General features: G+C 71.6%; 13 protein-coding genes. 7 read left to right on the top strand and 6 right to left on the bottom strand.

Annotation, left to right across the window (positions count from 1 at the left end; genetic code table 11):
- Positions 1–118: 118 nt before the first annotated feature.
- From OEB96_RS38600 to OEB96_RS38580, 5 genes are all read left to right on the top strand, one after another.
- A complete protein-coding gene (locus OEB96_RS38600; protein WP_266221907.1) occupies positions 119–991 on the top strand; it encodes a multinuclear nonheme iron-dependent oxidase in 873 nt (290 codons plus the stop codon).
- Entirely contained in the window at positions 988–1833 is an 846-nt protein-coding gene (locus OEB96_RS38595; protein WP_266221906.1) for a hypothetical protein, read from the top strand. The genes OEB96_RS38600 and OEB96_RS38595 overlap by 4 nt, the downstream gene beginning before the upstream one ends.
- 13 nt (positions 1834–1846) lie before the next feature.
- On the top strand, positions 1847–1984 hold the full coding sequence (locus OEB96_RS38590; RefSeq protein ID WP_266221905.1) for a hypothetical protein: 138 nt from the start codon (positions 1847–1849) through the stop codon (positions 1982–1984).
- 112 nt (positions 1985–2096) lie between these two features.
- Complete coding sequence (locus tag OEB96_RS38585; RefSeq protein ID WP_266221904.1) at positions 2097–2867, top strand: hypothetical protein; 771 nt, start codon at positions 2097–2099, stop codon at positions 2865–2867.
- 389 nt (positions 2868–3256) lie between these two features.
- Positions 3257–4063, top strand: coding sequence for a hypothetical protein (locus OEB96_RS38580; RefSeq protein WP_266221903.1), 807 nt, complete (start codon positions 3257–3259; stop codon positions 4061–4063).
- A 23-nt stretch (positions 4064–4086) separates the two neighbouring features.
- On the opposite strand, the gene OEB96_RS38575 is transcribed toward OEB96_RS38580, so the two are convergent.
- Genes OEB96_RS38575 through OEB96_RS38550 form a run of 6 tightly spaced genes read right to left on the bottom strand, consistent with a single transcriptional unit; the run spans position 4087 to position 11157 of the window.
- Positions 4087–5109 carry a TauD/TfdA family dioxygenase gene (locus tag OEB96_RS38575; protein WP_266221902.1) on the bottom strand — a complete coding sequence of 341 codons (1023 nt, stop codon included), beginning with the start codon at positions 5107–5109 and terminating at the stop codon, positions 4087–4089.
- The gene (locus tag OEB96_RS38570; protein ID WP_266221901.1) at positions 5106–6521 is read right to left on the bottom strand and encodes a hypothetical protein; all 1416 of its coding nucleotides are present in this window, start codon (positions 6519–6521) and stop codon (positions 5106–5108) included. Before OEB96_RS38570 ends, OEB96_RS38575 begins: the two co-directional genes overlap by 4 nt.
- The gene (locus OEB96_RS38565; RefSeq protein ID WP_266221900.1) at positions 6451–7497 is read right to left on the bottom strand and encodes a hypothetical protein; all 1047 of its coding nucleotides are present in this window, start codon (positions 7495–7497) and stop codon (positions 6451–6453) included. Before OEB96_RS38565 ends, OEB96_RS38570 begins: the two co-directional genes overlap by 71 nt.
- Positions 7498–7530: 33 nt before the next feature.
- The gene (locus tag OEB96_RS38560) at positions 7531–8256 is read right to left on the bottom strand and encodes a nucleotidyltransferase domain-containing protein (protein ID WP_266221899.1); all 726 of its coding nucleotides are present in this window, start codon (positions 8254–8256) and stop codon (positions 7531–7533) included.
- 59 nt (positions 8257–8315) lie between these two features.
- Positions 8316–9689, bottom strand: a complete 1374-nt coding sequence (locus OEB96_RS38555) for a DUF692 domain-containing protein (RefSeq protein WP_266221898.1) — start codon at positions 9687–9689, stop codon at positions 8316–8318.
- A 16-nt stretch (positions 9690–9705) separates the two neighbouring features.
- Complete coding sequence (locus OEB96_RS38550; protein WP_266221897.1) at positions 9706–11157, bottom strand: hypothetical protein; 1452 nt, start codon at positions 11155–11157, stop codon at positions 9706–9708.
- Positions 11158–11260: 103 nt separating this feature from the next.
- Here OEB96_RS38550 and OEB96_RS38545 point away from each other — a divergent pair, with 103 nt between their 5' ends.
- Complete coding sequence (locus tag OEB96_RS38545) at positions 11261–12679, top strand: aminopeptidase P family protein (RefSeq protein WP_266221896.1); 1419 nt, start codon at positions 11261–11263, stop codon at positions 12677–12679.
- A gap of 108 nt (positions 12680–12787) precedes the next feature.
- Positions 12788–13987, top strand: coding sequence for an Ig domain-containing protein (locus OEB96_RS38540; RefSeq protein ID WP_266221895.1), 1200 nt, complete (start codon positions 12788–12790; stop codon positions 13985–13987).
- Positions 13988–14069: the final 82 nt, after the last annotated feature.

Here is a 14069-nt window from a genome sequence, read left to right as displayed (position 1 = left end):
TCTTGCCGCCCGAGGGGCCAGCTGCGGGCCACGGCCCGCCCACGCAGTCCCCCCCTCCGGGGATCGCAGGGGCCGACGTGACCGCACCGGCCCGTCCGGGCTACAAACGGTCGCGATCGTGCCCACCTTCCTCGAGCGCTCGGCCGCGCTTCCGCACCTGGGCCTGGGCATCAGCACCGAGTACGGCGCACGGCGGAGCCCGGGCGCCCTCGATCCCCGGGCCCTGCGCCGCGAGCATCCCGGCCTCGGCGGCTTCCTCGAGGTGGGGGTCGAGATCGAGCGGGGCCTCGACGCCGACGCCCGGGCCTGGGTGGCCGACGGCGGACCCACGACCTACCACTTCCTCGACGTCAACCTCGACGAGCCCGAGGACCTCGACCCCGGGTGGCTCGCCGCCGTACGCGGCACCGTCGACGAGCTGCGGCCCGCGTGGCTGTGTGGCGACGCGGGCCTTTGGCACTTTGGCACGCGCGACCGCGGGCAGATGCTGCTCTTGCCCCCCGTGCTGGTCCCCGAGTCGGTCGCGCCGATGGCCGCCGGCCTCGTCGCCCTGCGGCAGGCCACCGGCCACGAGGTGCTGCCCGAGAATCCACCCGGAGCGTTCTTCGTGGGCCCGATGCACGTGCTCGAGCTGTTCGCCGCCGTGGCCGAGGCCGCGGACACCGGGCTCCTGCTCGACTGTGCCCACCTCGCCATGTTCCAGCGCTCGCGCGGGCTGGCCTTCGATGCCGGGTTCGATGCGCTTCCGTGGGAGCGGGTCATCGAGCTCCACGTTGCGGGGGGCAGCGAGCGTGCGATCGAGGGACTGCCGGTCGTCGACGACGACCACGGGATCGAGGTGCTCCCCGACACCTGGGCGATCTTCGAGGGCGCGCTGGCCCGCGCCGGGAACCTGCGCGCGGTGGTGGTGGAGTGCGAGCGCAACCCGCTGCCCGACGTGCTGCCCTTGTTTCGTCGCGTGGCATCGGCGTGGGGGGTCGACGCTCGATGAGCGCGGATCGGAGTGCCGAGCGGAGCGAGGCCCGGAGCGAGGATCGGAACGCCGAGCGGAGTGAGGCCCGGCTCGAGCCTCGCCGGGTTCAGCACGCGCTGGTGTGCATGCTGTTCGATCCCGCGTATGCGGCGATGGTGCGGGGGTCTGCGAAGCTGCCCGAGCTGTCTGTCAGGGAGCGGGCCCTCTTGCGCGAGGTCGATCCCCGGGCGCTGCGCAGCGATCCGCACCGGCTCGCGCGAGCGGTTCATGCGTTGATCGACGAGTATCCGGTGAGCGCGGCCGTGCTCGGGGTGGCGAAGGTCGAGACGTTCTTCGCGTCGGAGGCGTTTCGTGCGGGGATCCGCGAGCGCAAGGCGATGGCACTGACGTTCGGGCAGTGGCTCGGCGACCGGGCGCGAGGCGTCGGGTGCCTGGAGCACGCCATGGCCCTGCTTCGCCGGCCCCTGCCTGCACCGAAGGGGGAGCTCGACTGCCCGCCGCGGTTCCGCGGGCTCCTCGTACCCGCAGGGACGTTGGCCTTCACCTCGAGCGTGCGCGCGCGGCTGGGCCACGACCCCGTCGAGCTCCTCGCGCAGCGCCGCGAGCCATGGGGCGAGCGAGCGCCACGCAAGGGCACCGAGCCCTTGTTGGTCGAGCGTCGCGAGGATGGATCGATCGATCTGGGCACGGCCTCCGAGCCGCTGGTTCGACTGATGCGATTCGCCGAAGGCGGCCGCCGGCGCGCCGAGGTCGAGGCCGAAGCGATACGACGAGGGGCCGAGCCCGCGGAGGCCGGTGAGCTGATCGACGAGCTGATCGCGGATGGTCTGCTCTGCGCTCCGCCCACGGGATCGTCTTGAAGCCTGGAGTATCATGCCCGGGCGTGCCCCTTCGCTTCGCGGTCGTCCTGGGTGTGGTCTTCGCTGGAAGCTGTGGACCGATGCCTTCGTCGACACCAACACCGACGTCGGGCGAGGCGAGCCCGGCTGCTTCGCCCTCGCCTCCGGGTGACCGAGCGACCACCTCCCCCGACGCCGCGAGACCTCGGCGGGCTCCCGATCTCGGCTGGGATTCCGCGGTCGGCTGGGAGCGCCGCATCGAGTTTCCTCCCGGTGTGACGAGCGTGCAGCGTCGCGAGTGGGTCGACTACGTCGCTCTGCAGTACCTGCCCTGGGACGACCCCGCGCTGGTGCAGCAGATGCTCGGCTCGCACCCCGAGCTCGGCTGGGTGGCGCTCGTGCTGCCCCACGAGCGCATCTGCGAGGCGTCGCTGCGCAATGCCCTGGCCCGCGCGGCGCCCTCGCAGCTGCTGCTTCGCCTCGAGGGCGACCCCACCGACGCCGAGTGGGATTGCCTCGGGCGACTCGCCCCGCCCAACCTCTACCTCACGCTGTGCCCCGACGACTCGAACTCGATGTGGCGCTGCGATGCCGACGCCCAGCTCGACGCGCTCGCCTCCCGCCCCGCCCTGCTTCCGCGCATCCGCGGCCTCGCCGTGGGCCCGAGCGAGCCGCGCCACTGGGCCACGCTCGCCACCTTCCCGCGCCTGTCCATGCTCACCGTGCGCGGACCCATCGTGCGCAGCCCGCTGCCCCCCGAGGTGCAGCACGCCCTGTGTGCCCTACCCGACCTCGCCTACGTGGACCTGCTCGACGCCAGCCAGCCCGGCAGCAACCCGCGACTGCCCGTGGACTGTGCGCTGGGCCTCGAGACCTACGAGGCCTGGCGCCTGCTCGATGGTGATCCCGAGTGGGGCCCGGCCCCCACGCCCGTGACCGACGCGGTGCCCTGCACACTGCGACGCGCGATGCTGTGGTCGGCCGACGACGCGACACGCCAGGTGCTGTCGCGCTGCGAAGGCCTGGAGCTACAGCTCATCGACCCCTCGGACTGAACGAGCCGCGCGCGGCCACCGGGGTGTCAGTCGTCGGACGACCACGGGCACCGGGATCGATCGCCCAACGGTCTGCTCTGTGTGCCGCCCCTTGGATCGTCCTGAAACACGGTGGCCAACCGTGGTTCGAAGACGTCCCGTTCGGGCCACGGTGGCCAACCGGTCGGACAAAGGGTGGTCCAACGGTTGGCCACGTTCACGGCAACGGTCTCGCAACTTCGCGGGATCATGAGACCCACCCTCCGGAACAGAACCTGCACTCGGTCGCGCGCATGCAGGCGAAGCTGGCTCACCAGGCAATCATCAGGCTGATCGATGATCACCCCGAACTCGTGCCCGAGTTGGTCCGCCGCTTGCTCGGGCTGGACCTCTCTGTATCGCTCGAGACCATGTCCGCGCCCGAGACGATCCGTGACATCCAGTACCCCGAACATGCGGTCGACTCGGCCGTCGTGCTACGCAAGAACGCCAGTGGCGACAATGAAGAAGCCTTCGTCAACGAGATCCAGACCAACAAGGACGAGGACAAGAAATGGTCCTGGCCGGTCCACATTGCGGGGCTACGGGCTCGCCTACGATGCCCGGTGACGCTCGTGGTGATCACGGACGACGACGCGGTGGCCCGATGGGCGGCCAAGCCCATCGACTTGGGCCGTGGTCAAATGGTGCTGCGGCCGCTGGTCATCGGGCCGGCCCGAATCCCTCGCATGCTCGAGCTCGCCGATGCACGGCGGCACCCGGCCCTTGCAGCCCTGTCCGTCATCGTGCACGGTCAATCACCTGAGTCAGAAGATCTCGGTCGAGTCGCGATTCGTGCGGCAATCGACCGACTCGACGCGGGTGACGGTCGCGGTACCCTATTGTTGGATCTCATCACGGCGTTCCTCGACGCCAATACCCTCGAGGATCTGAAGGAGGAGCTGGGAATGGAAGTCACGAGGTTCAGCGATCTCGCACAGCGGAACTACTCGATGGGAGTCGAACGAGGTCTCGAGCAGGGTCTCGAGCAAGGTCTCGAGCAAGGTCTCGAACGAGGTCGGCGACAGGCGCTGTTGCTCGTGCTGGGAGCGCGCGGCTTGGTGCTCTCTTCGGAGCAATGCGAGCGGATCGAGAGGTGCTCCGACACCGGGCAGCTCGAGGACTGGCTTCGACGTGCTGCGACGACCGATGACTGCGACGACCTGTTCGGCGAATGACCCACACGCTCGCCACGGGACTCTCACCCGAGCTTCCGCTCGAGCGCACGGCGCAGGCGCTCGAGCATGGACCGATGCTCGCCCTCGCTGGGCAGCCCCTCGAGCGCCTCGACGGCACCACGCACGACCGCGCTGCGCCACCGGTGGAGCTCCGGCTCGGGCACCCCATGGCGCTGGGCCAGCACTCCCGGCGATCCACCGCGGAGCAGCTCCAGCACCACCTGCAACCTCTCCTCGATCTCGCTCGACGTCCCCGCCGCCCCGACCAGGGCCTCTTGCTGCTCCGGCGAGGCCCTTCGCTGCATGCGAGCCAGTCGCTCTCGAACCGCCGTCACCGCGTCCACGACCCACGAGGGCGGCACGGCCGGCTCACGGGTCCAGACCAGCAACCGGAGGAACCGGCGCCGGGAATCCTCGAACGCCCGCCGGCCGTGCAGCATGCGATGGTTGTCGACCACCAGCACGTCACCGGCCTCCGCACGCAGCTCGATCCTCGGCGCGCGCTCGATCCACCACGCGAGCCTGCGCCCGACCTCGTCGTCCACGGCCATCGGCGAGTGCGTGAACACCACGCTGCCGCCACGCAGGGCGACCGTGGGGCCGACCACGTCGCCGAACACGAACGGGATCCGACGCACCCGGGTCGTCAGCGCGTGCCAGAGTGCGGGCTCTTGCTCGGCCATGCGCTGCAGCAACGTCCAGGTATCGAGCAGCAGCGTCTGCCCCCCCGTGGCCGCCGGACGTGCGCACAGCATCACCTGCACCCGCGGCGGCACCCCGCGATGGCTCTGGCTGTCGGAGTGCAGCGGCGTGGGTCCCTGCGTGGAGGCAAACGACCGCCCATGGGCAACCGGGACGATGGGGTGCGCCTCCACCAGCACCACCCCCCGCCCCCACAGCCGACGCGCCACGCCCCAGGGGTCGCGCTCGGCCTCGGCCCACAGCCCCGGTGCGGTCACCAGTGCATGGCCGCGCTCGTCGATGGCCCGACGCAGCCGGGCCGGACCGTCCTCGTCGTCCCACGACCACCGCACGTCGTCGCTCACAGTCCACCGATCCCTTCGAGCACCGAGACCTCCACGGGAGCCCGCAGTCGCCGACGAGGCACCGGCGTCACGCGCAGCAACGGCCGCCCCACTGGCACCTCGAGCGCCCGATGCTGCATGAACAGCTGGAACACCGCCGGCGTCGCGAAGAACTGATCGGCGTGCACCACCCCCCGCATCACGTCGTAACCCTCGTCGTGCACGCCGTCGATCAACGCCGACCACCCCGGCGGCAGCATCGTGAGCGCCCACGGCTTGAGGAAGAAGTGCGGCTCGCCGGGCGGATGCGAGGTGAAGAGCTTGGTGAGGTAGAGCAGCGCCCCCGGATGCTCCGCCACGGCCCCTGCTCCCAGCGCGGCCGCGAACGCGGGCTCGATGCCCGCGGTGAGGGCCCGCAGCCGGGCGCGATCGTAGCCCAGGGCCACCGTGTGCCCGTCCCAGCGCACGGTGAAGTCGATCGGGTTGTCGAAGCGCATCCGCGACAGCGCACCCCGCCCGAAAGGCACGCATGCGGCAGGCCCGGTGGGCAGCAGGCACGGGTCGAGCACCTCGATGTCACCCGGGCACGGTCCCACTTCCACCACCTCGCCCTCGCGACCGCCCTCACCTCCACCCTCACCCTCGGCCGCGTCGCCCTCCGTCGACGGGCACGTGCCGTCGATCGTCTTGCGATACCTCCGAGTGATCTCCCCGCGCTTCTTGGCCTCGAAGTAGTCCTGCGCATAGAACCGCAGGTGCCCGCGCGCGGCCTCGGGCCGCTGCGCCAGCGAGCGCCGCACCAGCGAGAGCCCCGGCTCCACCACCACCAGGCATGCGACCTCGCCGTGCAGCTCCAGCGTGCGCACATCCGCAGCGGGGCGCAGCTCGAGCCACAGGGGCACCCAGCCGTCGTCCACGGGCACCACGCGCTCGCGAACCTCGAAGCCGCGGTTCCTCCGGTTGGTGGCCGAGGTGATCAGGATCCACGCGCCAGCGCGCGGCCGCACGCACAGCCCCGTCCACAGCCGCAGCTCGCCACGCGCGCTGGTCAGCACCCCGCGATCGAGCTGCGACCACCCGTCGTGCGGCAGCAGGCCCCGCGCCCGCAGCATCGGCAACGCTGCCCGACGCGCCCGCTCCACCGCCGCCCAGGTCTCGTCCTCGCGCACGCGCCAGCGGCCCAGGCTCCGATCGACGCGAAGCGGCCGGGTGAGCACCACCTGGTGGCCGAGCTCGTTGCCCTCGAGCAACGGCACGCAGCCCTGCGTGGCGCGCAGCGAGACCGAGCCGTCGAGGGTGGGCGAGCGCCGGCTCAGTCGCGCCAGGCCCCCGAAGGCATCGAGCACCTCGTAGCCCGGGGCATCACCCGCAGCCACCACCGCCACCGCAGCCACCGCCGCCGCCGCAGCCTCCACCCCCGCCACAGCCGCCACCGCCGCCGCAGCTGCTCGCGCCGCAGCTGCTGCCCGACGAGCTCGTGGACACAGGCGGCGGCACGTAGCTCGCCGCGGCATAGGCCGCCGCCACCGCAGCAAAGGCCGGCGCCATGGTCAGCGCGGTCATGCCCGAGACGGCGGTGGCAAGGGTGATGTCGGCCGGCTGATGCCGCCGACCCGAGCCCACGTCGGCCACCAGCGAGGTCGTGGTGTCATCGAGCCACTCGATGTAGCTCTTGGCCAGGTACGAGCCAGGAACGCGCTTGGCCATCACCACCGCGGCGATGCCCACCCCGATCATCGCGATGAGCAAGTAGGCGGGGAACGGCGCGTCGGGGCTCTGGGCCGAGCGCACCATGATGCGGATCACCGCCACCGACTCCGCCAGCAACCCCACCGCGAGCATCACCAGGACCAAGCGCGCGTTGGCGGCATCGCTGCGCACCATGCCCGCCGCCTGGGCGCGGTGACGCAGCTCGACCTCCATGCCCGACGCCGTCGCCTTGGCCGCATCGTACACGGTGCTGGCCGGGATCTCCTTGCTCATCGTCCTCAGCCGACCGTAGAAGTCCGCGACCACGCGATCGCTCGGCGGCTGGCTCTGCTCGACGAACTCGAACGTCTGCCCCTGGCACGAGAGCCATCCTTCCGCCGCCGCGTGGGCCATGAGCGTCTGCACCACCGCCTGGCTTCCCCCTCGCAGCCAGGCCACCGTCCACAGCTGCTCGCCCCGCGGCACCAGCCCCTCCACCAGCGCCGGCGGCAGCTGAGCCTGCGCCGCCACGCGATAGCCCCCCATCGCCGCAGGCGGAGCGCCGTACTTGGGCCGCGCCGCCTCGTCCATCGCACGCGCGACCGCGTCTCGCAGCACGCGACCGAGCAAGAGGATCACGAACGAGATCAACAGGAACACCACCACGAAGCCGAAGCCAGGCGCCATGTCGAACGGGAAGAAATCGAACAGCCGGACCATGATGAATGCCTCCTTGCCCGCGATGACCCGTCCTCAGACCTCGAGCACATCGACATCGGCGATCGCCGCGTCGAGCAAGCCGGTGAGCACATCGTAGGCCGCCTGTGGCGCCTCCTCGAAGCGCAGCAGGGCACCGGCGTCGGCCTCGTATAGCGAGCACGCCTCGCGCATCACCGGCTCGATGCCGTCGTCGACCTCGCGCCCTCGCAGGCGCAAGAGCGCATGCAGCGGGCTGCGGAGCTGCTTGATCTTGCGAGCCACCGCCCCGGGAAGCTGCCGGGGCAGCATCGGCGCCTCCGACAGCAGCAGCCGCAGCCGGATCCGGGCCTCGCGCAGCTCCTGCTCGACCCGCAGCCGCCGGTGGGCATCGGAGATCTCGAGCGCCGCGAACGGATCCTCGCCGTGCAGCAGCACGTGCCGGCTGCGAACGTCGTCGTACAGCAGCGGAAACACGTCGGCCGCCTTCTGCAGCTCGTCGCCCCGCAGGATCATCGACTCGATGCGCGCCGAGGTCCGCGCCAGCAGCAACGCATTGCCGATCGCCTCGAGCTTGGCGCGGCCGTCGTCGCGCACCACCACCAGCAGGTCCACGTCGCTGCGCCCGTCCACGTAGCCCCCACGCACGGCGCTTCCGTAGACCACCAGCGCCTGCAGATCCTCGCCGAGCGCCTGCACCAGCGAGTCCCGCAGGGCCTCGAGCTTGGCCGCGACCACGGAGGGGAGCTTGCCCATCACCGAAGGGAGTTGCTTGGATTCCATCGTCGTGTCGCCGCATGGTACCGCGTCCGCTGCGGATGCGAACACGGCCCGGGGCCGGCTCACGGCCCGCCCCGCTCGAACAGGCGCACCGCGGCGGCCGATCCAGGACCCTTGACCACCCAGCAGGCACGACGCTCGTCCACGCGCGCCCGTCCCACGAACGGCCCCCGGCGCGGCCGCACCACACCGTTGCGATCGGGACCCACGAACCGCGCCCGCAAGATCAGCTGGTCCACGCGCCCCGCCGCAGACAGCACCGGATCGACCGCAGCCGCGGCCGCGATCCGCAGTGCATCGGCGATGGCCGCCCGCTGCGGAGCCCGTGGCTCGCGCTCGACCGCCGCCATCGCCAGCGAGCGCGCCGGCTCGCCTTTCGCCGCAGTGCGGGGGAGCAGCGGCAGCGAGTCGTCCACGCGCTTGCGCGCCAGCACGGCCCGGGTGCGCCGCAGCGGCTCGGCGCCAAAGCGCCCCACCATCTCCGGCGACGGCTCGTCGAGCGCGGTCAGGGCCTGCGCCAGCGCGTGCTGCTCGTCGGCGAGCCGCTCCCATGCGGGGGCTCGTCCACCGCGCGCCACCTCCGGGCTCGGCGACCACGGAGCCCGATCCCAGGTCTCGCGCTCGTCGGTGGCCACGACCTCGCGGATCCGCTCGAGCTCCCCGCGCAGCGCCTCGAACGGCCCGAACCCCGCGTCGCGCTCGAGCAGCACCGGCACCGGCCCCCGCCAGCGGGTCAGCGCGCCCAGGAGCCCCAGCACCGGCTCACCCACGGGCGCCGCGTGAGTATCGAGATAGAACCCGTGGTCCCACTCTCCCCCTGCCAGGTGCACCATCGCCACCCGCTCGAGCGGCATCCGCCGCAGCACCTCGTGGGGATCGAGTCCCTCGTTGATCGCGTTGGCCCAGAGGTTGCCGAGATCGAGCAGCAGCGCGCAGTCGGTCGCGGCCACCACCTCCTGGTAGAACGAGGCCTCGTCCATCTCGTCGTCGGGCCACCCGAACGTGGCCGCCACGTTCTCCAGCAGCAGCGGTACGTCGGGGAGGAACCGCCGGGCCCGTGCCACGTTGCGAGCCACCACCGCCACCGCCTCGCGCGTGCGGGGCAGCGGGGTCAGGTGACCGATCTCGCGCGAGCGCCCGCGGGTGAACGCCACGTGCTCCGAGATCACCGGCGGCCGCAGCTCGCGGGCCAACGCGCCGAGCTGCCGCGCACGCTCGTCATCGAGCCCCTCGGCGCTGCCCAGCGACAGCTTGACCCCGTGCAGCGCCACCGGCCACAGCCGCGACAGCGCCACCGCCTCGCGCCGCAGCTTCGCCTGCACGTAGCACGACTCGGCCACCACCTCCACGAAGTCGACGACCTCGGGGCTCGCGAGCAGGTCGGCCGCCAGCTCGCGCCGCCAGCCCAACCCCACCCCCAAGCGCTCCTCCGACACGGCCCCGCAGTATATCTCAGCCGCTCGCGCTCGCGTTCTCGCTCGCACTCGCACTCGTGTGGTGCGGCCGCTTGCGCGCGCGCCAGCGCGCCCATGCGATCCCGAGCAGCACCCACCCCTCCAGGGCCAGGATGATCGCATACGGATCGTAGGGCGTGCGCAGCCGGATCGTCCCGAAGAAGATCGCCGCCACCGTGATCGACGTCATCAGCTGCCACGCGCAGAACGTGAGCCCCGGTCGCCGACGGATCCACCACAGCCCCGCGCCCAGCCCCAGGAGCGACGGAAACCACACCACCACCTGGAACAGGTACTTGAACCCCTCGGCCGGCGGCTGCAGCCAGCGCCCGTTCTTGCTCTGCTCGGGCCACTGATGGCCCACGAACCACAGCAGGCTCGCATTGACCACGCTGTAGCGCAGCTGCTCGAGCACGCCCGTCCGCCGGTAGCACTCCGCCCGCAGCTCGCGATGCGGCTCCGCATCCCCGATGTAGCCCACCATGCGGATCGTCTCCCCGCCCATCGCGGGCCGCAGCGCCAGCGGGTGCGACGGCGGCACGCTGGCCGCCAGCACCCGAAACGCAGGCAGGCTCACGCGCCGGCCGTTGCGGGTGTTGCGATCGCGCTCGCTGCGACGCATCGCGTGCTCGGTGGGAAACGCCTGCGTCACGATGTTGTGGCAGCGTCCCGCGGTGAGGTTCATGTTGGCGTTCTCGGCCACGCCCGCCCACCGACCCGTGTGATAGTGGAATCGCCACGTGCTGTAGCCCAGCATCAGCAGCAACGGCAGCGCCACCAGGACCAGCTGGCGCCAGCCCACCCGCGGCAGCCGCTTGCGATTCACCGCCCACGTCACCAGCACCAGCACGAAGAACATCGCCGACTGCGGCCGCACCGCGAACGCCACCGCCGAGGCCAGCCCGGCCAGCAGCGGTCGACGGCCCTCCTGCAGCACCACCACCAGGCCCAGCGTCGACCACAGCTGAAAGCACAGGAACGGCGCCTCCGACAGGAAGTAGCCGCCGTTGGACAGGCTCGGCCACCACAGCAACAGCGCCACGCCCACCACCTTGGGCATCCACGCCCACGTGCTCACCCGACACGACAAGAGGTATCCGGCCGGCACCGCCGCCGCCCCCATCAGGCCCCACGTCACCGCGCCGGCGACCAGCGCATCGGGCCCGAACAGCCGCAAGGGGATCGCCAGCAGGTAGTGCGTGCCCCAGGCCTGCCACGCCAGCGTGCGCTCGGGGTGCCACCCGTGCACCGCCAGGTCCTGCGCCCGCTCCACGTACTTCTTCATGTCGCTGAACACGTAGTCGCCGGGCGGATGCACCCACAGCACCCAGATCAAGCGGGTGAGCAGCGCCAGCACCACGAGCACCAGCAAGAACCGTCGATCGGGGGCGATGATCGGCGATGCGATCGCCGGGGCCGAGCGCGGCCGAGCGCCGTCGGGGTCGCTCATTGGCGCGAGGGTATCAACCCCACGGCCCCCGCCAAGAACGCGGATGCCGGCGACGCCCGGCCGCCGCTCGCCACCGCCGCTCGACTGTGGTTAAAGAACCACGATGTCCGCGCAGCTCCCCAGCCAGCCCGCCTCCGTGTTCGGCCGCCGCCGCACCGCCCTCGCGGCGGCCCTCGGCGACACCCCTGCCCTGCTGTTCTCCGGGAGCCAGCGCGCGCGCAACTACCCGGCCAACGTGTTTCCCTTTCGCGCCGACAGCCACTTCCTCTACCTGGCCGGCGCCGCCATTCCAGAAGCCGCGCTGCTGATCCACGGCGGCCGGACCGAGCTGTTCGTCCCCCCCAAGGACGACGACGATCCCCTGTGGCACGGCCCCACCCCCGGCCCCGAGCACGTGACCCGGGCCACGGGCGTCGACGCCGTGCGCTCGCGGCAGGAGCTGCCCGCGGCCATCGCTGCCGCGGGCGGTGGCGCGAGCATGGCCACCCTCCCCTCGGCCGATCCCATCACCCGCTTCGATCAGTGCCGCCTGCTCGGTCGTGCCTGGCCCGGCGACCGCACCCCCGGCGTGGACGGTCTCGATCCGGTCGACCTCGGCCTGGCCGACGCCATGATCGCGCTGCGCCTTCGACACGACGAGGGCGCGCTCGAGCTCATCCGCCGCGCCGTGCACGGCACCACCGCCGCTCACCTCGCCGGCATGGCCGCCAGCCGACCCGGTCGCTTCGAGCACGAGGTGCGCGCGGCCATGGAGCGCGAGCTGCTGGCCCGCGACATGACCACCGCCTACGGCAGCATCGTGACCGTGCACGGCGAGATCCTCCACGCCACCACCTACGGCAACGAGCTGCGCGAGCACGACCTGCTGCTCGCCGATCTCGGCGGCGAGCTCGAGGGCTGGGCCAACGACGTGACCCGCACCTGGCCCGTGAGCGGCAAGTTCTCCCCCACCCAGCGCGCCCTCTACGACATCGTGCTGCAGTCCCAGCTCGACGCCATCGCGATGGTGCGCCCCGGCGTCCGCTACCGCGACGTCCACCTCGCCGCCGCCCTCACCCTCGCCCGCGGCCTGGTCGACGAGGGCCTGCTGCGCGGCGATCCACACGCCCTCGTCGAGCGCGGCGCCCATGCGCTCTTCTTCCCCCATGGCGTCGGCCACCTGCTCGGCCTCGACGTCCACGACATGGAGGATCTGGGCGACCGGGCCGGCTACGCCCCCGGCCGCGCCCGCAGCGAGCAGTTCGGCCTGGGCTACCTGCGGCTCGACCGCGATCTGGCCCCGGGCATGGTGGTGACCATCGAGCCGGGGATCTACCTCGTCCCGGCCATCCTGCAGCGGCAGGCCCTGGTCGGGCCCTTCGTGGCCGACGGAACCTTCGATCCAGCCCGCCTCGAGCGCTTCTCCGACGTTCGGGGCATCCGCATCGAGGACGATGTGCTCTGCACGACCACCAACCCCGAGGTCCTCACCGCGGCCATCCCCAAGGAGCCCCAGGCGGTGGAGATCGCGGTGGTGGGATGAGCGCACCTACCCAAGAAAATGGGATTGGCCTGGGATTGGCCCGGGATTGGGATAGGATTGGCCCAGGACCCCGCCCCCGGCCCTCCTGGCCGTGACCGGAGCTTCGTCATGCGTCTGCCCGACCTGCTCGCTTCGACCCCCGTGTTGCTCGTGCTGCCGTCCGCGATGATGGCCCTCACCGTGGGATGCACCAGCGACCTGCCCGCACCCTACAACTACGAGGTCCTCGAGCCGCCGCCCCCCGACAACGAGCTCGCGGTCGACTGCGCCAACCTCCCCATCACCGCCGAGGGGGCCCAGTACGCGCAGACCCCCACCATCACCGGCCAGCTCGAGGACGTCACCTACCGCTACGGCTCCACCGAGCTCCCCGCCGGGCTCGCCATCGACGAGAGCACCGGCGAGATCTCGGGCGTGGTGGGCGTCGAGCCGGGCGCCTACACCTTCGACGTCACCATCGAGGACGTCGACGATCCCGCCGGCTACAACGCCACCGGCACCTGCACCTTGCAGGTACGGCCCCGCCTCACCGCCCCCCTGGAGCTCAGCCCGCCGTTCTGCCTGCGCACCGGCGAGAGCCTGCTCGACCTGGTGGTCGACGGCACGGGCGACGGCACCCCCATCACCTGCGATCACCGAGGCGGCAGCGGCAACGGGCGCAAGCCCGACGGCATCGAGGTCGATCCCGAGGCCTGCACGCTCACCGGCTCCATCACCAACCGCACCCCCACCGCCGACGACCCCAACCCAGCGACCCACGAGGACCGGCACGGCACCTTCGTGTTCACCATGCGCGGCATGCAGTCCGGCGTCGAGGTCTTCGTGCCCTACTGCGTGACCAACGAGGTCTCCCAGGACTACGACATCCTGGGCACCCACAGCGGCATCGCCGACGCCACGCTCGATCCCATCAGCGTGCTCTACGACCCCGCCGCCGACTACTCCGTGGGCGTCGACGGCGACCCCCGCTACGAGATCACCTCGCCCGGGGTCTGCGGCGCCGTCTGCAACTTCAACTACAAGTTCTCCCGAACCTACGCCGCGGGCGAGCCCGACGTCGGCCTCGACACCTTCTCGCTGTCGCCCGACGGCCTGGTGCGCGACGCCATGATGCAGCCGATCGGCTTCTTCCACGAGCTGCGCCTCGCGGGCGGGCCTCAGACCGAGCAGTTCCGCGACCGCCCGTGGGTCCTGAGCGTCAACGTGGGCTACTGCTTCTCCGACGACGAAGCCGACTGCACCGACGTCACCGCCGACGGCAACGTCGAGTTCGAGCTCGGCGTCATCATGGTGCCCGACCGCGGCTAGTCGGCCCTCGCCCCCGGCTCCTCTTTCCGACCGACCACCGCGTGGCCACCACTCCTCCACCGTCGGGACCGTCGGCCGCAAA

Origin of the sequence: Paraliomyxa miuraensis, assembly GCF_026337845.1 — a bacterium.
Lineage (GTDB): Bacteria > Myxococcota_A > Polyangia > Nannocystales > Nannocystaceae > Paraliomyxa > Paraliomyxa miuraensis.
The sequence above is the reverse complement of the archived record's forward strand: the minus strand, read 5'-3'. Positions and strand labels throughout refer to the sequence as shown.

Coding starts and splice junctions, on each gene's coding strand:
- OEB96_RS38565 (WP_266221900.1), bottom strand. CDS start 7,497: ATGGTCCGGCTGTTCGATTTCTTCCCGTTCGACATGGCGCCTGGCTTC.
- OEB96_RS38590 (WP_266221905.1), top strand. CDS start 1,847: ATGCCCGGGCGTGCCCCTTCGCTTCGCGGTCGTCCTGGGTGTGGTCTT.
- OEB96_RS38595 (WP_266221906.1), top strand. CDS start 988: ATGAGCGCGGATCGGAGTGCCGAGCGGAGCGAGGCCCGGAGCGAGGAT.
- OEB96_RS38580 (WP_266221903.1), top strand. CDS start 3,257: ATGTCCGCGCCCGAGACGATCCGTGACATCCAGTACCCCGAACATGCG.
- OEB96_RS38560 (WP_266221899.1), bottom strand. CDS start 8,256: ATGGAATCCAAGCAACTCCCTTCGGTGATGGGCAAGCTCCCCTCCGTG.
- OEB96_RS38540 (WP_266221895.1), top strand. CDS start 12,788: ATGCGTCTGCCCGACCTGCTCGCTTCGACCCCCGTGTTGCTCGTGCTG.
- OEB96_RS38550 (WP_266221897.1), bottom strand. CDS start 11,157: ATGAGCGACCCCGACGGCGCTCGGCCGCGCTCGGCCCCGGCGATCGCA.
- OEB96_RS38545 (WP_266221896.1), top strand. CDS start 11,261: ATGTCCGCGCAGCTCCCCAGCCAGCCCGCCTCCGTGTTCGGCCGCCGC.